16 protein-coding genes are annotated in these 18,958 nt (G+C 71.2%); 5 read left to right on the forward strand and 11 right to left on the reverse strand.

The window, feature by feature from the left end:
* Nucleotides 1–4 precede the first annotated feature (4 nt).
* The gene (locus tag M6G08_RS34180) at nt 5–475 is read left to right on the forward strand and encodes a DUF5753 domain-containing protein (protein WP_272591509.1); all 471 of its coding nucleotides are present in this window, start codon (nt 5–7) and stop codon (nt 473–475) included.
* A complete protein-coding gene (locus M6G08_RS34185; protein ID WP_272591001.1) occupies nt 472–672 on the forward strand; it encodes a DUF397 domain-containing protein in 201 nt (66 codons plus the stop codon). Before M6G08_RS34180 ends, M6G08_RS34185 begins: the two co-directional genes overlap by 4 nt.
* A gap of 749 nt (nt 673–1,421) precedes the next feature.
* Here M6G08_RS34185 and galK read toward each other — a convergent pair.
* The 3 genes from galK to galT are packed head-to-tail and all read right to left on the reverse strand — an operon-like array spanning nt 1,422 to nt 4,632.
* Nucleotides 1,422–2,585 (reverse strand): galactokinase, encoded by a 1,164-nt coding sequence (galK, locus tag M6G08_RS34190; protein WP_272591002.1) that lies wholly within the window; start codon nt 2,583–2,585, stop codon nt 1,422–1,424.
* Between the two features lie 20 nt (nt 2,586–2,605).
* Nucleotides 2,606–3,574, reverse strand: coding sequence for a UDP-glucose 4-epimerase GalE (gene galE, locus M6G08_RS34195; protein WP_272591003.1), 969 nt, complete (start codon nt 3,572–3,574; stop codon nt 2,606–2,608).
* Nucleotides 3,571–4,632: a galactose-1-phosphate uridylyltransferase gene (gene galT, locus M6G08_RS34200; protein ID WP_272591004.1), complete on the reverse strand. Its 1,062-nt coding sequence runs from the start codon at nt 4,630–4,632 to the stop codon at nt 3,571–3,573. Before galT ends, galE begins: the two co-directional genes overlap by 4 nt.
* Before the next feature lie 178 nt (nt 4,633–4,810).
* Between galT and M6G08_RS34205 the strand changes: the two genes are divergently transcribed.
* Both M6G08_RS34205 and M6G08_RS34210 read left to right on the forward strand, forming a co-directional pair.
* On the forward strand, nt 4,811–6,490 hold the full coding sequence (locus tag M6G08_RS34205; RefSeq protein ID WP_272591005.1) for a sodium:solute symporter family protein: 1,680 nt from the start codon (nt 4,811–4,813) through the stop codon (nt 6,488–6,490).
* Nucleotides 6,491–6,511: 21 nt separating this feature from the next.
* Entirely contained in the window at nt 6,512–6,826 is a 315-nt protein-coding gene (locus M6G08_RS34210) for a hypothetical protein (RefSeq protein ID WP_272591006.1), read from the forward strand.
* A 428-nt stretch (nt 6,827–7,254) separates the two neighbouring features.
* Here the strand turns inward: M6G08_RS34210 and M6G08_RS34215 are convergent, their stop codons facing one another.
* The 4 genes from M6G08_RS34215 to M6G08_RS34230 all read right to left on the reverse strand — a co-directional run bounded on the left by M6G08_RS34215 (nt 7,255) and on the right by M6G08_RS34230 (nt 13,853).
* Nucleotides 7,255–7,929, reverse strand: a complete 675-nt coding sequence (locus M6G08_RS34215) for a helix-turn-helix transcriptional regulator (protein ID WP_272591007.1) — start codon at nt 7,927–7,929, stop codon at nt 7,255–7,257.
* Between the two features lie 192 nt (nt 7,930–8,121).
* Nucleotides 8,122–9,972, reverse strand: coding sequence for a BamB-related PQQ repeat family beta-propellar protein (locus M6G08_RS34220; protein ID WP_272591008.1), 1,851 nt, complete (start codon nt 9,970–9,972; stop codon nt 8,122–8,124).
* A gap of 55 nt (nt 9,973–10,027) precedes the next feature.
* Entirely contained in the window at nt 10,028–11,800 is a 1,773-nt protein-coding gene (locus M6G08_RS34225) for a BamB-related PQQ repeat family beta-propellar protein (protein ID WP_272591009.1), read from the reverse strand.
* Between the two features lie 238 nt (nt 11,801–12,038).
* On the reverse strand, nt 12,039–13,853 hold the full coding sequence (locus M6G08_RS34230; protein ID WP_272591010.1) for an ABC-F family ATP-binding cassette domain-containing protein: 1,815 nt from the start codon (nt 13,851–13,853) through the stop codon (nt 12,039–12,041).
* 155 nt (nt 13,854–14,008) lie between these two features.
* On the opposite strand from M6G08_RS34230, the gene M6G08_RS34235 reads away from it, so the two are divergent.
* Nucleotides 14,009–14,602: a Uma2 family endonuclease gene (locus tag M6G08_RS34235; RefSeq protein WP_272591011.1), complete on the forward strand. Its 594-nt coding sequence runs from the start codon at nt 14,009–14,011 to the stop codon at nt 14,600–14,602.
* A gap of 3 nt (nt 14,603–14,605) precedes the next feature.
* Here M6G08_RS34235 and M6G08_RS34240 read toward each other — a convergent pair whose 3' ends face one another.
* The 4 genes from M6G08_RS34240 to M6G08_RS34255 all read right to left on the reverse strand — a co-directional run bounded on the left by M6G08_RS34240 (nt 14,606) and on the right by M6G08_RS34255 (nt 18,934).
* Nucleotides 14,606–15,502, reverse strand: a complete 897-nt coding sequence (locus tag M6G08_RS34240) for a 4-(cytidine 5'-diphospho)-2-C-methyl-D-erythritol kinase (RefSeq protein ID WP_272591012.1) — start codon at nt 15,500–15,502, stop codon at nt 14,606–14,608.
* Nucleotides 15,503–15,509: 7 nt separating this feature from the next.
* On the reverse strand, nt 15,510–16,391 hold the full coding sequence (rsmA, locus tag M6G08_RS34245; protein ID WP_272591013.1) for a 16S rRNA (adenine(1518)-N(6)/adenine(1519)-N(6))-dimethyltransferase RsmA: 882 nt from the start codon (nt 16,389–16,391) through the stop codon (nt 15,510–15,512).
* Nucleotides 16,392–16,649: 258 nt separating this feature from the next.
* A complete protein-coding gene (locus tag M6G08_RS34250) occupies nt 16,650–17,936 on the reverse strand; it encodes a resuscitation-promoting factor (protein WP_272591014.1) in 1,287 nt (428 codons plus the stop codon).
* Between the two features lie 107 nt (nt 17,937–18,043).
* Nucleotides 18,044–18,934: a TatD family hydrolase gene (locus M6G08_RS34255; protein ID WP_272591015.1), complete on the reverse strand. Its 891-nt coding sequence runs from the start codon at nt 18,932–18,934 to the stop codon at nt 18,044–18,046.
* Nucleotides 18,935–18,958 lie beyond the last annotated feature (24 nt).

Here is an 18,958-nt window from a genome sequence, read left to right on the forward strand (position 1 = left end):
GCATCTGTTCTGTCCGGCCTGCACAGCTGCGGGACGGGCTGTCCGATGCCGGCCAGGCGACAAGCACCAGGCGGTTCTGAATCGCTCGCCCGCGCTGCACCCGTGGGTGGTCCTCGATGACGCGGTTCTCAGGCGACGAGTTGGCGGCGCCGACGTCATGGCCGAACAGATCGATCATCTGACCGTCATGGCACAACGCCCCAATGTGGACATCCAGATTCTTCCGTTCACATCGGGTGCCCACGCAAAAGGCTCCGGGGGACACTTCCTCATCCTCGGCCGCGACGACGAAGAGAACCCGCTCGGCAGTATGAACGTGGTCTACCTGGAACTGCACAGACGTGGTCTCTGTCTCGACGCCCCTGTCGATGTGCAGAACTACAAACTCATGTTTGGCTACCGGCGATCGCAGGCGGCCGACACCTCGGCCAGCCTCGAACTGCTGACCGCAGCCAGACAGGAGCCGACTTCATGAACAAGACACCAACCGCAGGTCGGCTCGGTGCCGGAGACTGGCTCAAGAGTAGCTACAGCGCGGCGAACAACGAGTGCGTCGAGGTGAGACTCAGCGACCCGGCCGTCGCCGTCCGCGACTCGAAGGCACCCTCCCACGGCGTCTTGTCCGTGCCACGCCCTGCCTTCATGGCGTTCGTCGAAGAACTGAAGCAGTAACCCCGACGGCAGTCGGCCGCATACACGAGACGGCGCGAGACCTGGTGCGACGCCCGGACCATGTGGGTCGGGACGGAGAAGTCGACACGGATCACGAGCCGCTTCCCCTTCCCCCAGGCCCGTCCCACTCGTTGCCTCTGACCGGAGGGGGCGGAGCAGGAGGGGGCGGGGCACCCCAGCGCTGGGAACCCTGCTGGTCGAAGCGGGTCACCTTTCGGCGATTGCGCTCATACCAGCTCCTCATCCAGCGCGGAGTCAGGGCCGCGACTACGCCTAGAAGTACTGCCGCCGACAACAAGGCGACCGCGCCACCGAGCCCGTCCCGCACCACCCACGCCAGTACTAGAGAGGTGGCGCTGAGAAGGGCCGCTATGACGACCAGGCCCCGCGAGCCGTGCGTTTCATACGCAGTCATGTTCTGCCGCGCCGAAGCCGCCTCCATTGGAGCGATCTGCCCGCCTCGGACTGGGGGCATTCCCGCACGAGCCAGCGCATAGGAGAACAGGGGGCCACCAGCCCGCAGGCGGTCCATCGTGCTCTGCGCGCGTTGACGGACGTCCGGGGAGTCGTCCCGCAGATAGGTAAGCCGCCAGTGCCCCCGAGTGACGATGTCAGTCTCGTGGAGCCTGTAGCCCAACTCGAAGGCCACCGCCGCAATTCTGTCGCTCTGAGCCACCTCTCGGCCTCTCAGCGCGATCTCTGCGGTACCTCGCCCATCGAAGTAGGCGAGGATCTGTTCGTCCTTGATGTCACCCCACCCGCCGCGCCCCCGCCGAAGGCACCGCCTCGAACACCCGTGGTGCGATGAAGCCCGCTGCCGCAAAGGCCTGCTCCACCGCCTTGGTGACGACGTCGACGTCGGAGACGTCGGCCAGGACGATCGCCGAGCCGCCGAAGCCGCCGCCGGTCATGCGGGCGCCGAGGGCGCCGGAGGCGAGGGCCGTGTCGACGACGAGGTCGAGTTCGGGGCAGGAGATGCGGAAGTCGTCGCGCAGGGAGGTGTGGCCCTCGACGAGGACCGGGCCGATGGCGCGGGTGTCGCCGGATTCCAGGAGGGTCACCACCCGCTCGACGCGCTCGTCCTCCGTGACGACGTGCCGGACCAGGCGGCGGACCTCCTCGTCGTCGGCCAGGCGTTCCAGCGCCGCGTCGAGTTCGGCGTACGGAACGTCCCGCAGGGCGTCCACGCCCAGCAGCGCCGCGCCCTTCTCGCAGCCGGCGCGGCGCTTGCCGTACTCGCCCTCGCTGTGGGAGTGCTTGACCTGCGTGTCCACGACGAGCAGGCGCATGCCCTCGGCCGCGAGGTCGAAGGGGATCTGGCGCTGGGAGAGGTCGCGGGTGTCGAGGAAGAGGGCGTGGCCCGCCTCGCAGCAGGCGGAGGCGGTCTGGTCCATGATGCCGACGGGTGCGCCGACGTAGACGTTCTCCGCGCGCTGGCACAGGCGGGCCAGCTGCCAGCCGCGCAGGCCGAGGGAGTAGAGGTCGTTCAGGGCGAGGGCGACCACCACCTCCAGGGCCGCCGAGGAGGACAGGCCCGCGCCGGACGGGACGGTGGAGGCCAGGTGGATGTCGGCGCCGGTCAGCTCGTGGCCGGCCTCGCGCAGTGCCCAGACCACGCCCGAGGGGTACGCGGTCCAGGACTTGTCGGACTCGGGGGTCAGGTCGGCGACCCGCAGCTCGGCGACACCGGCGTCGATGTCGGCCGAGTGCAGGCGCAGGAGTCCGTCGTCCCGGCGGGAGACGGCCGCGACCGCGGTGTGCGGCAGGGCGAAGGGCATGACGAAGCCGTCGTTGTAGTCGGTGTGTTCGCCGATGAGGTTGACGCGGCCGGGGGCCGCCCAGATCCCTTCGGGCTCCGTCCCGTACAGCTCCCGGAACCGCTCGCCGACGGCTTTCACCACAGCCTCGCCCATGCCCTGTCCCTCGCTCTTTCCTAGTCCTGGCCCGCGCGCCGCCGCGCGAACTCCCACGCGTCCGCCACGATGCCCGCGAGGTCCGCGCGGGACGGGTTCCAGCCCAGCTTCTCCTTGGCGGTGTCCGCCGACGCGACCAGGACCGCCGGGTCGCCGCCCCGGCGCGGTGCCACGACCTCGGGGATGGGGTGGCCGGTCACCCGGCGCGCCGTCTCGACGACCTCGCGGACGGAGAAGCCGTTGCCGTTGCCCAGGTTGCAGATGAGGTGCTCGCCCGGGACGGCGGCCGTCACCGCCAGCAGGTGGGCCTCGGCCAGGTCGGCGACGTGGATGTAGTCGCGCACACAGGTGCCGTCCGGCGTCGGGTAGTCGTCGCCGAAGACGGAGATGGCGTCGCGGCGGCCCTGCGCCACCTGGAGGACCAGCGGGATCAGGTGCGACTCCGGGTCGTGGCGCTCGCCGTACTCGCCGTACGCGCCCGCGACGTTGAAGTAGCGCAGCGACACCGCGCCCAGGCCGTGCGCCGCCGCCTCACCGCTGATCATGTGGTCGACGGCGAGCTTGGAGGCGCCGTACGGGTTCGTCGGCTTGGTCGGCGCGGTCTCGACGATCGGGACCTGCTCCGGCTCGCCGTACGTGGCGGCGGTGGAGGAGAAGACGAGGCGGCGGACGCCCGCCGTGCGCATCGCCTCCAGCAGGGCCATGGTGCCGCCGACGTTGTTGTCCCAGTACTTCTCGGGCTTCACGACGGACTCGCCGACCTGGGAGAAGGCGGCGAAGTGCAGCACGCCGTCGAACGAGGCGTCCAGCCACTTGGCGGCGTCGCGGAGGTCCCCCTCGATGAAGGTGGCGCCCGACGGCACGCCCTCCCGGAAGCCCGTGGACAGGTTGTCGAGGACGACGACCTCGTGGCCCGCCTCCAGCAGATGCTGGGCGACCACGCTGCCGACATAGCCGGCCCCGCCCGTCACCAGGTACTTCCCGCTCATGAACTCGCTACCTCTCGCAGTCGCTCGGCCGCGCGCTCCGGGGGCACGTCGTTGATGAACACGTCCATGCCGGACTCGGAGCCCGCGAGGAACTTCAGCTTCCCGGACGTACGGCGGATGGTGAAAAGTTCCAGGTGGAGCGCGAAGTCGTCCCGCGTCACCCCCTCGAAGTCCTCCAGCTGCCCGAACGGGGCCTGGTGCCAGGCCGCGATGTACGGCGTCGGGGGCTCACCCTCTCCGAAGATCCGGTCGAAGCGCCTCAAGAGTTCCAGATAGACCTGTGGGAATTCCGTGCGGGCCGTCTCGTCGAGCCCGAGCAGGTCGGGCACCCGCTGCTTGGGGTAGAGGTGCACCTCGTACGGCCAGTGCGCGGAGTACGGCACGAAGGCCGCCCAGTGCTCGCCCTCCAGGACGACCCGCTCACCGGCCAGTTCCTCCTCCAGTACGGCGTCGAAGAGGTTCTCGCCGCCGGTGGCGTCCTTGTGGGCGGCGAGCGAACGCAGCATCTGCGCGGTGCGGGGTGTGGTGAAGGGGTAGGCGTAGATCTGGCCGTGCGGGTGACCCAGCGTCACCCCGATCTCGGCGCCCCGGTTCTCGAAGCAGAAGACCTGTTCCACGGAGGGCAGATGCGACAGCTCCGAGGTGCGGTCGGTCCAGGCGTCGAGGACGAGCCGGGCCTGCTCCTGACTCAGGTCGGCGAAGGACGCGCTGTGGTCGGAGGTGAAGCAGACGACCTCGCAGCGGCCGGAGTCGCCGGCCAGCGAGGGGAAGCGGTTCTCGAAGACCACCACGTCGTACGACGAGTCCGGGATCTCGCTCAGCCGCTCCCCGTGCGACGGGCACAGGGGGCACTGGTCGGCGGGCGGGTGGTAGGTGCGGCCCTGGCGGTGCGAGGCGATGGCGACCGAGTCGCCGAGCAGCGGGTCGCGGCGGATCTCGGAGGTGGTGACGGTCCGCTCCAGCGGACGCCGGTCCACGGCGTCGCGCACCGCGTCGTCGTGCAGGTCGTAGTAGACGAGCTCGCGACCGTCGGCCAGCCGGGTCGAGGTCTTCTTCACAGCCGCACTCCTCCGTACCCACACTCAATCATCCAACACAATCAAACATAACACTTCACAACCCACCAGAGCCCCGATCATCACGATCAAACAAAGAACACCATCAAAACTGTTCATTTCCTGAACGCGGAGGCGTAGGTTCCGCTGCGGATCAGTTCGCGCAACGAAGCGAGTTCGTATGCATACCCCCACATACCTAGCCGCGGAGCTTCGACTCCCCACCAACTGGCTCGACTACACGATCCTCGGGATCTACTTCGTCGCCGTGCTCGGGATCGGCTTCGCCGCCCGCCGGTCGGTCAAGACCAGCCTGGACTTCTTCCTGTCCGGCCGTTCGCTGCCCGCCTGGGTCACCGGCCTCGCCTTCGTCGCGGCCAACCTGGGCGCCACCGAGATCCTCGGCATGGCCGCCAACAGCGCCCAGTACGGCGTCTACACGACCCACTGGTACTGGATCGGCGCCATCCCGGCGATGGTCTTCCTGGGCCTGGTGATGATGCCGTTCTACTACGGCTCCAAGGTCCGCTCGGTCCCGGAGTTCCTGCTCCTGCGCTTCGACAGGTCCTCACACCTGCTGAGTTCGATCCTGTTCGCCGTCGCGGCCATCCTGATCGCCGGCGTGAACCTCTACGCCCTCGCGATCGTCGTCGAGGCACTGCTGGGCTGGCCGCAGTGGGTGGCCATCGTGGTCGCCGGCTTCTTCGTCCTCGCCTACATCACCCTCGGCGGCCTGTCCTCGGCCATCTACAACGAGGTCCTCCAGTTCTTCGTGATCCTGGCCGGCCTCATCCCGATCACGATCCTGGGCCTGAAGAAGGTCGGCGGCTGGGACGGCCTGTCCGACTCCCTCACCCAGTCCCGCGGCGGCGACTTCATGACCGCCTGGGGCGGCACGGGCATCGGCAGCGACAACCCGCTGGGCGCCAACTGGCTGACCATCGTCCTCGGCCTCGGCTTCGTCCTCTCCTTCGGCTACTGGACGACGAACTTCGCCGAGGTGCAGCGCGCCCTGTCCGCGAAGAACCTCTCGGCGGCCCAGCGCACCCCGCTCATCGCCGCCTTCCCGAAGATCTTCATCGTCTTCGTCGTCATGATCCCGGGCCTGGTCGCCGCGGTCCTGGTCCCGAAGATCGGCACACCCGGCTCGGACCTCCAGTACAACGACGCGATCCCGTACCTGATGCAGCAACTGCTGCCCAACGGCGTCCTCGGCATCGCGGTCACCGGCCTCCTGGCCGCCTTCATGGCCGGCATGGCGGCGAACGTGTCCTCCTTCAACACGGTCTTCACCACCGACATCTGGGCCCGGTACGTCGTGAAGGGCCGGGAGGACGACTACTACGTCCGCTTCGGCCGCCTGATCACGGTGATCGGCGTCCTCGCCTCCATCGGCACGGCGTTCCTGGCCTCGTCGTTCTCCAACATCATGAGCTACCTCCAGACGCTCTTCTCCTTCTTCAACGTGCCGATGTTCGTGGTCTTCATCATCGGCATGTTCTGGAAGCGGGCGTCCATGAAGTCCGGCTTCTGGGGCCTGATCGCGGGTACCACGGCCGCGATGGTGAACTACTTCGTCATCTACAAGCAGGGCATCATCGACATCCCCTCCGACCAGGGCGCCAACTTCGTCTCCGCGATCGCCGGCTTCGTGGCCGGCGCGGTGGTCATGGTCGCGGTGTCCCTGTTCACCGCGCCCAAGCCGGCCGCGGAACTCCAGGGCCTCGTCTACGGCACCGTCTCCCCCGGCATGTCCGAGGCTCCCGCCAAGGGCGACGACGCGTGGTACCGCAAGCCGGCGCTGCTGGGCTGGGGTGCGGTCGTGCTGGCCGCCGCCTGCTACATCCCGTTCTCGTTCTGATCGCGGGAGGATTGAGAGAGCATGTCCGATTCCAACTCCTACTCCGACAAGAACGTCCGGGACGAGATCTCCGAGCTGGAGACCAAGTCCGTCACGGCCGCGCGGCTGTTCGACATCCGGCGGATCATCGGCGGACTGTTCGTGGTCTACGGCGTCATCGTGACGATCGCGGGCCTCGTGGCGACCGACGACGAGATCGACAAGGCGCAGGGGGTGAACATCAACCTGTGGACCGGGCTGGGGATGCTGGTGCTGGGGCTGTTCTTCCTGGCATGGCTGAAGCTACGGCCCACGGCTCCGCCTACGCCGCCGCTGGAGGAGACCTCCGAGAAGTGACGCCGGTCCCGTGAACGCCGTTTCCGTGACCGGCGTTCACGGGCACCCGGCGCGGGTGTGGGCGCGGGGGGGCGCGGCCCGGCGCTGCGGGGCGCCGCTGCGCCCACCCGTGCCGCCCTGGGGGTACCTCCCAGGCCGTTCAGGCACTGGGGGAGGCACGACTGCCGCAGCTGGGGTGGGACGGCGGGAAAGTCGCGTACGGCGGGAGGGGGACGTGTCGGGGGTGTCCGCCCGCAGCGGTTGACGCGTCCGCGCCGTCCACATCTGTGGCCGACCTATTTCGCGCCGTTCCGAGGACGGACACCCCCCGGCGCGCGGCCCCGACCCACAGACAACACACCGCGCTACCCGCACCCACCGAACCCGCAGCGGCGCCGCAGGCATCCGCACCCCCACCGAACAGCCACGGGCCGCCGCAGGCACCCCGATCAACCGCCGGAGGCAACCGCCCGGTCCAGCAACCCCGTCCGGGCCGCCAGCGCCGCCGCCTCCAGTCTCGACCCCACGCCCAGCTTCATCAGCACCCGCTGCACATGCGTCCGGGCCGTGGACGGTGCGATGCCCATCCCCGCCGCGATCAGCCGAGTGTCCTCGCCGTCCGCGACCCGCACCAGCACCTCCACCTCCCTCGGCGTGAGCATCTGCAGCAGCCGCTGCCCCTCGTCGTCGGGCTGGGCCGCCGGGTTCAGCAGCTCGCCGAACGCACCCTGCAACAACGAAGGCGCCACCGCCGCCTCCCCGGCCCGCGCCTTCATGATGGCCCGCTCGACGCCCTCTATCCGCTCGTCGTGCCGCACGTATCCCGACGCCCCCGCCGCGAACGCCGCCGCGATCCCGCGAGGGTTCGGCACGGGTCCCAGTACCAGCACGGCCACCTGCGGACGCTCCCGCTTGATGCGTACCACCGGGTCGAAGATCCCCGGCTCGGCCGGCGCCGCCGTCCCCAGCAAGCACACCTCCGGCGCCCGGCTGATCACCAGCTCCGCCGCCCCCGCCGCCGGCGCCGCCGCGGCCAGCACCCGGTGCCCCCGCAACTTCAACGCCGAGGCCAGCGCCTCGGCGAGCAATCGGTGATCGTCGACCACCATGAGCCGTACACCCATCGAGCAACCCCCCAGTCACCCTCCCCAGTCCCCCGGAAGCTACACGCTAGTGCCCCCGCGCGCTGCCCCTACCGGCAAGAACCGCCCCGGATCACCGAAGATCCATACAGCACACCATGCAACCCGTCACGCGAAACGGCCCCATCCCCCGGCAAGGGGACGGGGCCGCCACGGGCTGCGGCGCCGCGTGTCTCAGCCGCTCGTGCCGAACGCGATCGCCAGGTACTCCTTCTCGTCCGCGCTGCTCGGCGCGCTCGCGTACACCTGCGACATGTACAGGTGCCCCTGCGAGTACCGGACCTCTGAGTGGTCCGGCGACATCCGGGCCTCCACGTTGCGCACCGCCTCGGTCGCCGGGTTCTCCATCAGCGTGGTCTGCTTGAACGTCCCGCCGTCGATGCTCACGACCTGGCCGCCCTTGTCGTACGGAGGGCGCTTGTACGCGATCACGTTGCCGCCGTCCATGCGCAGCGGGGTGATGGTGTAGCCGTCACCGGCGTCGGCGCGCTCGCCGGTCTGCTTGCCGGTGGTCAGGTCGAAGGCGACGACCTCGTTGGTGCGGCTGTAGGACTCGCCGCCGCTCTCGTGCTCCTCGGTCGCGATGTAGAGCCGGTCGTTGCCGACCGCCAGACCGCGGCAGTCCTCGACCTCGGTGATCGACTCGCAGCTGGCGCCGTACTCGTCACCCGGTGCGGAGATGCGGGCCAGGAGCTTGCCGGTCTTGTTGTCGATGGAGAAGAAGTCCGAGATACCGCTGCCGTCCCCGGCGGAGTCGCCGACGTCGGCGGCCACGACGAGGGGCTCGGTGGAGACGACGGCCGCGTACTCGATGCCCTTGGCCATCTTGTACTCGGAGATCACCTTCCCGCTCTTCGGGTCGATGGTCTGGATGTTGAGCTGCCGGGCGTCGTACGAACCGCACTTGCGTACCGCGACCAGCTTCTCGCCGCCGCCGTAGCCGGCGTCGTAGCAGGTGTCGGTGGCCTTCGGGGACCACAGCTCGTCACCGGTGGCGATGTCCCAGGCGATGCCGCCGTCGCTGCTGCCCGCGGCGACGGTGCCGCCGCTCAGGGTCACGTTGTCCAGGGACAACGGCCGTCCGCCCGTCTCGACGGACTTGGTCCACGCGGTCTTGCCCGCCGCGAGGTCGAGCACGGCGATCTCCGTGCAGGACTGCGGCTCGGCCTTGGTCGGCATGGCGGGCTTGTAGATGACCGCCGTCTTGTCGTCCTCGGTGACCCGGTGGCTGGCCTCGCACACCGGACCGGGCAGGTCGACCGTCCAGGCCTTGCCGCCCTTGTCCCGGTCGTAGCCGACGATCTCCGCGATGCCGCTCTTGGCGTACACCTTGTCGGTGAGCCAGGAGCCGGTGACGACGATGGTCCTGTCGTCCTTGCTCACGGCCGGCATGGGGACCTGGAAGAGCACCTTGGACGCCGGGTCCGAGGGCACCTTCTCCTCGCCGCCGGAGGACTTGCCGCCGGAGCCGCCCTTCTCGTCCGTGCCGCCCGTGCCGCCGGAGCTCGCGGTGTCGTCCTTGCCCCCGTCGTCGCCGGAGGACTGGGCGTACCAGACACCGCCGCCGACGATGAGCGCGATCGCGACGACGGCCGACACGATGATCGCCATCTGCGCGTTGATCTTCCGCCCGCCGCCGCCCGGCCCGCCGGCCTGGGGCTGCATCGGCATGGTCGGCTGCTGGTAGCCGTACCCGGGCTGACCCGGCGTCCCCGGCTGGCCGTACGCGGGCGTCGGCTGCCCGTACGGCCCCGGCTGGCCCGGCTGGCCCGGGTAGCCGTACCCGGGCTGCGGCTGCTGGGGCGGCGTCTGCGGATACCCGTACCCCGGCTGCGGCGCGGGCCCGGACGGCGGGGCGGCCGGGGGCGTCTGCGGGTAGCCGTACCCCGGCTCGGGTGCCTTGCCGAGGTCGGGTGTGCCGCCCGCGGGCGGGGTGGGCGGCTGCTGCGGCGGCTGGTTCTGCGGCGGGCCGAAACCGCCCCCTTGCGGGGGCTGGTTGGGCGGCGGGGGCGGCGGCTGGGTCATGACGTGGTTACCTCGTGGAGCGGGGACGGAGGGCGGAACGCGCGGGGGAAGAAGGTCACTTGCCGAAGGCGAGCATCAACTTCTCCTTCGCTTCGTCGTTCCCGGTCAGGCGGGTGCTGGAGATGTAGAACCGCCCGTCGACCCAGTCGATGTCCTTGGAGTAGAAGCTGTTCTCGATGTCCGCCACGGCCTGCGGGTTCTGCAGCAGCTTGGCCGGCTTGTGGTCGCCGCCGCCGGTCGGGATCGACACGATTTGGCCGCCCGCGTCGTACGAGGGCTGGACGTAGGCGATGAGCTGGTCGCCCTCGATCTTCATCGGCATCATCGACTCGTCCGCAGGGGACTTGGTCCGCCACTTCTCCTTGCCGGTGGCGAGGTCGATGGCGACGATCTCGTTGGCGCCGGTGGCGGCCTCGGTCGGCAGGTAGAGGGTGCCGCCGCCGACGGCGACGCCCGCGCAGCCCTGGAGGTCGCGTTCGAGGATCGCCCAGCCGCACTCGGGGGCGAAGTCCTCGTCGACGCCGACCTGTTCCTGGACCTTGCCGCCGGAGGTGAAGGTGGAGATGTTCCAGACCTTCTTGTCCTCGTTGGTGGCGTAGACGACCAGCGGGTCGACGGAGTAGGCGCGGGCGACCCGCCAGCCCTTCTCGTACTTGTAGGTCCACAGGACCTTGCCGGTCTTCGGGTCGAGGCCCTGGAGCTCGTCGTGCGCGTTGTTGCCGCCGGCGCCGCAGGAGGCGACCTGGACCAGCTTGTTAGCGCTGCCCGCGAAGCCGGCGGGGAAGCAGGCGTCGCCGTACCTCCTCTTGTCGTACAGCTTCTTGCCGCTGGTGACGTCGTACGCGGTGCCGGACTGGGACCGGGCGACCATCAGGGTCTTGCCGCTGACGGTGAGCTCCACGGAGAGCGTGGTGTCGAACAGCTCGCCGTCCTCGACCTCCTGCGCCCAGCCCTTCTCGCCGGTGGCGAGGTCGATCTCCTGGAGCTTGTTGCACTTGGCGCGGTCGCTGGAGCCGCTCATGTGGGCGACGACGATCTTGTCGTCGGCCGTCTTCTCCGAGGTGACCGCGCAGATCTTCTCCGGGAAGGTGATCGGGTTCCAGGCGGGCTTGCCGTCGCCGACGTTCCAGGCGAAGACCTGCTTGTACGCCGCCTTCACCGCGGCCTTGTCGGTGACCCACATGCCCTCGGCGTCGGCGCCGGAACCGGGGGCGTCGGGCGCCTCCTTGTACCAGAGCACCTTGGACTCGCCGGCCTGGCGGCCCTCGTTGAGGTTCTCGGGGTCCTCGCCGCCGTCGCCGCTGCCGTCGCCGGGGTTGACCGGGGCGCCGCCGCCGGAGCCGGAGGGCTTGGGGTCGTCGCTCTTTCCGGCGACGGGCTTCTTGTCCTTGTCGTCACCGCCGGCCGCGGTGACCGCCCACACGCTGCCGCCGATGACGAGCAGGGCGGCGACCGCGGCGCCGACCGCCAGGGCCGGCTTGCCCTTGAACGGGTTGCGGGAGCCGGAGCCGCCGGGCGGCGGGGTGCCGGGCGCGCCCGGGAACTGCGCCTGCGGGTAGCCGTACCCCGGCTGGCCGGGCTGCTGGGGCGGCCCGTACGGGCCGGAGTTGTACGGTCCGGGCTGGCCGTAGGGGCCCGGCTGGCCGGGCGGCTGCTGCGGGTAGCCGTACCCCGGTTGCGGCTGGCCGGGCGGCTGCTGCGGGTAGCCGTACCCCGGTTGCGGCTGCCCCTGCGGGGGCGGCGGGGTCGGTGCCCCGAAGCCTCCCGGCGGTGGGTCCTGCGGCGCTCCGAAGCCACCCTGCGGCGGCTGGTTGGGCGGCTGGCTCATCAGCGCGTTCCCCCTTATGACTCACTGATTTTTAGCCACGTCCCGAGGTACGCGCTGGCCTCGGAGTCGTTTCACGGCAGTCGTTGAGACAGTTCTCAGACGGCCTTTCTATCACCCGGGCCGAAGCGCGCACCGGGCCGCGTCCGCCCCTGTTCCCAAGGGAGGACCGGCCCGTGATGCCCCTGTTACGCGCCTTCACGCCCTCTTCACGCCACGCGCGCCCCCTGCGCGCAGGGGCTCAGGCGTCCTCGGCGAGTTCCAGCCAGCGCATTTCCAGCTCCTCGCGCTGACCGGCCAGTTCCCGCAGCTCGGCGTCGAGTTCGGCCACCTTCGCGAAGTCCGTGGCGTTCTCGGCGATTTGTGCGTGCAGCTTGGTCTCCTTCTGGGAGACCTTGTCCAGCTGCCGCTCGATCTTCTGGAGTTCCTTCTTGGCGGCGCGCACGTCGGCGGCGCTCTTCTCGGGCACGGCGGTGGCCGGCTTCGCGGCCGCGGCCGGGGCGCTCGCCGCGGCCGCCTCCTCCATCCGCTTCCGGCGCTCCAGGTACTCGTCGATGCCGCGCGGCAGCATCCGCAGGGCGCCGTCGCCGAGGAGGGCGAAGACCCGGTCGGTGGTCCGCTCGATGAAGAAGCGGTCGTGGGAGATGACGATCATCGACCCGGGCCAGCCGTCGAGGACGTCCTCGAGCTGGGTCAGGGTCTCGATGTCGAGGTCGTTGGTGGGCTCGTCGAGGAAGAGGACGTTGGGCTCGTCCATCAGCAGCCGCAGCAGCTGCAGCCGCCGCCGCTCACCGCCGGAGAGGTCGCCGACCGGCGTCCACTGCTTCTCCTTGCCGAAGCCGAAGGTCTCGCACAGCTGCCCGGCGGTCATCTCCCGGCCCTTGCCGAGGTCGACGCGCTCGCGCACGCGCTGCACGGCCTCCAGCACCCGCCAGGTCGGGTCGAGCTCGGCGACCTCCTGCGACAGGTAGGCCAGCTTGACGGTCTTGCCGACGCGCACCCGCCCGCCCGCCGGCTGCTCGTCGCCCTCGCTGCGGGCGGCCTGGGCCATGGCCCGCAGCAGGGACGTCTTGCCGGCGCCGTTGACACCGACCAGGCCGATGCGGTCGCCGGGGCCGAGCTGCCAGGTGACGTGCTTGAGCAGCACCTTGGGGCCGGCCTGGACGGTCACGTCCTCCAGGTCGAACACGGTCTTGCCGAGCCGCGACGAGGCGAACTTCATCAGCTCGCTGCTGTCCCGGGGCGGCGGCACGTCGGCGATCAGCTCGTTGGCGGCCTCGACGCGGAAGCGCGGCTTGGAGGTGCGGGCGGGCGCCCCGCGCCGCAGCCAGGCCAGCTCCTTGCGGACGAGGTTCTGCCGCTTGGTCTCCTCGGTGGCGGCGATGCGCTCGCGTTCGGCGCGGGCGAAGACGTAGTCGGAGTAGCCGCCCTCGTACTCGTAGACGTCGCCGCGCTGCACGTCCCACATGCGGGTGCAGACCTGGTCCAGGAACCAGCGGTCGTGCGTCACGCACACGAGCGCCGAGCGCCGCTCGCGCAGGTGCTTGGCGAGCCAGGCGATGCCCTCGACGTCGAGGTGGTTGGTGGGCTCGTCGAGGACGATCAGGTCCTGTTCCTCGATGAGGAGCTTGGCCAGCGCGATCCGGCGCCGCTCACCGCCGGAGAGCGGCCCGATGACGGTGTCCAGCCCCTGCGGGAACCCCGGCATGTCCAGCCCGCCGAACAGCCCGGTCAGCACGTCGCGGACCTTGGCGTCGCCCGCCCACTCGTGGTCGGCCATGTCGCCGATGACCTCGTGGCGGACGGTCGCCTCCGGGTCGAGGGAGTCGTGCTGGGTGAGCACGCCGAGGCGCAGTCCGCCGGAGTGGGTGACGCGGCCGGTGTCGGGCTCCTCCAGCCTGGCCAGCATCCGGATCATGGTCGTCTTGCCGTCGCCGTTGCGGCCGACGACACCGATGCGGTCCCCTTCGGAGACGCCGAGGGACACGCCGTCGAGGAGTGCACGGGTGCCGTACACCTTGCTGACGTTCTCGACATTGACCAGGTTGACGGCCATTTCTCTCCTGCCTGGGGGACGATCAGCCTTCAAGCGTAGGCCCTCCGGGGGGTGGGGGGACGCGGGCGGGGGTGGTCACTCTTTGTGGTGACGCGTGTCGGAGCGTCCGGCTACGGTGGGGAGCAGGCAGCAGGACCCCGCGTATGGGAGGAACCATGACCGCCGAGTCCGTAGAGCACCGCGTTCAGTGGCCGGTGCCGCCGCAGGACGGATACACCGTGGACGACCTGTTCACGCTGCCGGATCTCCCGCCGCACACCGAGCTGATCGACGGGAGTCTGGTTTTCGTGAGTCCGCAGCGCCGTTTCCACGCGAATGTGATCGACCTGCTGGTCTGGGGGCTGCGCGCAGGATTGCCCGCCGAGTTCAAGGTCAGCCGGGAGATGACCACCATCCTCGACCGGCGCAACGGTCCGGAGCCCGACGTGAGCATCGTCCGTGCCGAGGCGGTCACCGGGCCGGCCCAGACGAGCTACCTGGCTGAAGACGTTCTCCTTGCCGTCGAGGTCGTCTCCCCGGACTCCGAGTCCCGCGACCGCACGACCAAACCCCAGAAGTACGCTGCCGCCGGCATCCCGAACTTCTGGCGCGTCGAGCAGGGCGGTACGGACGGCAGGCCGGTCATCCATGTCTACGAACTCGACCCGATGACCAAGGCTTATGTGCACATGGGCATGCACCGTGACCAGATCAAGGTCGAAAAGCCCTACGTCATCGACATCGACCTGACTGCCATCGACAACCTCTGACTCTCAGACCACCGTCGCCCCCGCCGCCGCCCCCACCGCGGTCCGCACGTCCCGGCACGTCCCCGACGCCCGCAGCACCCCCGCGATGTCCGACGCGGACCCGGCGTCCGCCGCGAGGAAGGCCGTCGTCGGCCCCGATCCCGACACCAGCGCCGCCAGCGCTCCAGCCGCCCGTCCCGCCGCGAGGGTGTCGCCCAGTTCCGGGAAGAGGGAGAGCGCCGCCGGCTGGAGGTCGTTGGAGACGGCCACGGCGAGCGCGGCCGGGTCGCCCTTGGCGAGGGCGTCGAGGACCGCCTGGTCGGCGACCGGCTCCGGAATGTCCAGGCCCTGACCCAGCCGGTCGAACTCACGGAAGACGGCCGGGGTCGACAGCCCCCGCGCGGCCAGCGCGAACACCCAGTGGAAGTCGCCGCCGACCTCCAGCTCCGCCAGCTTCTCGCCCCGCCCGGTGCCCAGCGCCGCCCCGCCGACCAGGCTGAACGGCACGTCGCTGCCCAGCTCGGCGCAGATTTCCAGCAGCTCGTCGCGCGAGGCGCCGGTGCCCCACAGGGCGTCGCAGGCGACCAGCGCGCCCGCGCAGTCGGCGCTGCCGCCCGCCATGCCGCCGGCGACCGGGATGTCCTTGGCGATGTGCAGGTGGACGTCGGGGGCGCGGCCGTAGCGCTCGGCGAGGGCGAGTGCCGCGCGGGCCGCCAGGTTGGTGCGGTCCAGGGGGACCTGGCCGGCGTCCGGGCCCTCACAGGTGACGCGGGGTCCGTCGGCGGCCGGGGTGGCGGTGACCTCGTCGTACAGGGAGACCGCGAGGAAGACGTTGGCCAGGTCGTGGAAGCCGTCGGGGCGGGCGGCACCGACCGCGAGCTGGACGTTGACCTTGGCGGGGACGCGGACCGTCACGCTCACTTGCTCGTCACTCCTCGTGCTGGGCGCTGCGCGCCTTGTGCTCGGCGATACGCGCGAACTCTTCCACGGTCAGCGCCTCTCCGCGCGCCCGCGGCGACACGCCCGCGGCGACGAGGGCCTCCTCGGCGGCCGCGGCGGACCCGGCCCACCCGGCGAGGGCGGCCCGCAGGGTCTTGCGGCGCTGGGCGAACGCGGCGTCGACGACGGCGAACACCTCGCGCCGGGACGCGGTGGTCTTCAGCGGCTCGGTCCGCCGCACGAGTGACACCAGGCCGCTGTCGACGTTCGGCGCGGGCCAGAAGACGTTGCGGCCGATGGCGCCGGCCCGCTTGACCTCGGCGTACCAGTTGGCCTTCACGGAGGGGACGCCGTACACCTTCGAGCCGGGTCCGGCGGCGAGACGGTCGGCGACCTCCGCCTGGACCATGACGAGGGTCCGCTCGATGGTCGGGAAGGTCTCCAGCATGTGGAGGAGGACGGGCACGGCCACGTTGTACGGAAGGTTCGCGACCAGCGCGGTCGGGGGCGGGCCCGGCAGCTCGGTCACCTGCATGGCGTCGGAGTGGACGAGCGCGAACCGGTCGGCGCGCTCGGGCATGCGGGCGGCGACGGTGGCGGGCAGGGCGGCGGCGAGGACGTCGTCGATCTCGACGGCGGTGACCTTGTCGGCCGCCTCCAGCAGGGCCAGGGTGAGCGAGCCGAGACCCGGTCCCACCTCGACCACCACGTCGTCGGGGCGTACCTCGGCGGTGCGGACGATACGGCGGACCGTGTTCGCGTCGATGACGAAGTTCTGGCCGCGCTGCTTGGTGGGGCGTACGCCGAGGGCCGCCGCGAGTTCGCGGACGTCGGCGGGACCCAGGAGGGCGTCGGGGGTGGGGCTGCTCACCCCGCAAGGGTAGCCGGGGGCGGGCGCGGGGCCGTCCGGGCCGAGCGGCAGGGACGGGCGCCGGGGACGGGCAGCAGGACCGGGCAGCAGGGACGGGCGGCAGGGACGGGCAGCAGGACCGGGCGCCGGGGACGGGCAGCAGGGACGGGCAGCAGGGACGGGCAGCAGGGGACGGGCAGCAGGGACGGGCGGCAGGGACGGGGGCCGGGGACGGGCGGCGGGCCCGGGGGCCGGGGACGGGCGGCGGGCCCGGGGCGGTCAGCTCCGCAGCCGGGCCCCGCAGTGCGGCCACGGGCTGGCGCCGCTGCGCACGTACAGCCTCTTCGCCCGGTACGTCTGCTCGGCGGCCGTCGCGTCCTCGGGCCGCCCCTCGCCGCCGAGGCTGTGCCAGGTGTCGGCGTCGAACTGGTAGAGGCCCCCGTACGTCCCGGAGGGGTCGACGGCGTGCGGGCGGCCGCCCGACTCGCAGGCGGCGAGGGCCTGCCAGTTCAGGTGGTCGGCGCCCCGCACGGACGCGGGACGGGCGCGGGTGCCGACCCGGACGATCTGCGGGCGCGGTTCGCGCACCAGCTCGGTGCGCAGCTCGCGCGGTTTCTGCCGGACGCCGTTGACGGTGCGCAGGGCGTAGGTGGTCCGCCGCAGACCGGGCCGTCCGGCCTGCTGGACGACCTCGGTGCCCCGGTAGAGGGTCGGGTCCTCGGTCCGTTGCTCGGCGAAGGGGACCGGGTCCTCGCGGACCTCCTGGGAGCCGGTGATCCGCAGCACGGTGACGGTCTGCCCGTCGCGGGGGAAGCCGGTGCCGGGGACGGAGGTGGTGTCCTCGCCGCGCAGGGTGACCCCGGCCTGCTCGACGGCCTCGCTCACGGTGGCGGCGTTGGTGCGGACGGTGCGGGCCCGGCCGTCCGCCAGGACGGTGACCACGCGTTCGGTGCGCACGTCCAGGGCGAGTCCCTCGCGTCCGATGCGCCGGGAGGCGGGGGCGGACAGGTACGCGCCCTGGGTGCGCACGCCGAGTTCCCGCAGCGCCCCCGCCACTGTCCGAGCGGTCGTCCACACCTGGCGGCGGCGACCGTCAAGAGTGAGCAGGACGGGGCGTCCGTGATGGACGGTGACCTCCTCGCCGCTGGTCAGAGCGGTGCCGGGGGCGGGGGTGATCACATCGTGGGCGCCCACCTGGACGCCTTCCTCGGCGAGCAGTTCGGTGACGTCGTCGGCGAAGGTGTGCAGCGTGCGCGGGGCGCCGTCGACGGTCAGCTCGACCGCCTTGTCCTCGGCGACGAAGGCGGTGGTGCCGCCCGCGAGGAACGCCACGACCAGGGCGCGCGGCACCAGGCGGCGCAGGGAGCCGTCCGTGGGCGCGGGCCGGCGTTCCCGGCGCCGGCGTGCGGCCCGGCCGCCGTCGGGGGCGGGGGCGGGTACCGGCACCGGGTGGGTGCCCTGCCGGGGCAGCGGGGGACGGTAGGTGTCGCCGTACGGCAGGGTCGGCGCGCTGTGGACGTCGTACGGCGCCCCGGTCTCGTAGGTCTCGAACTGCGTTCCGCTCACGCCGACACGCTCCAGGGGTCCGGATCGGGCCCCCAGAACCTAGCGGAGCGTTCGTCACTCTCCAAAGCCGGACGGGCACTCAGCGTGGCGAACGGGTGGGCCCCGTCTCAGTACCCGAAGGCGCGTGCGGTGTTCGCGGCCAGCGCGGTCGCCAGGGTGTCCTCGTCGACGCCGCGCACGGCGGCCATGGCACGCACCGTGACCGGGATCAGGTAGGGGGCGTTCGGCCGGCCCCGGTAGGGCACGGGGGTGAGGAACGGCGCGTCGGTCTCCACCAGGATCAGTTCCGCCGGGGCGACGGCGAGGGCGTCGCGGAGGTTCTGGGCGTTCTTGAAGGTGACGTTCCCGGCGAAGGACATGTAGTAGCCGGCGCTCGCGCACACCTCGGCCATCTCGGCGTCGCCGGAGTAGCAGTGGAAGACGGTGCGCTCGGGGGCGCCCTCCTCCTTGAGGACGCGCAGGACGTCGGCGTGGGCGTCGCGGTCGTGGATGACCAGGGTCTTGCCGTGCCGCTTGGCGATCTCGATGTGGGCGCGGAAGGACCTCTCCTGCGCCTCCTTGCCCTCGGGGCCGGTGCGGAAGTAGTCCAGACCCGTCTCGCCGACGCCCTTGACCTGCGGGAGTGCCGCGAGGCGGTCGATCTCGGCGAGCGCCTCATCGAGCGCCGCGCCCCCGCCGGGCTCGCGCGCCCCCTGCCTGGACCAGCCATCGGGGTCTCCGTGCACGATCCGTGGCGCCTCGTTGGGGTGCAGGGCGACGGTGGCGTGCACGGCGTCGTGGGCCGCCGCCGTCTCGGCCGCCCAGCGGGAGCCGGCGAGGTCGCAGCCGACCTGGACGACGGTCGTGACGCCGACCGACGCGGCCCTGGCGAGGCCTTCCGCCACCGTGCCCGACTGCATGTCGAGGTGGGTGTGAGAGTCGGCGACCGGCACCCGCAGAGGCTCGGGCAGCGGCGGCGCGTCGTTCTTGTCGGAGCGGCCGGAGGCGTTCGAAGGCATGCCTCCGATCCTACGAAAGCCCCG

Source organism: Streptomyces sp. M92, from assembly GCF_028473745.1.
Lineage (GTDB): Bacteria > Actinomycetota > Actinomycetes > Streptomycetales > Streptomycetaceae > Streptomyces.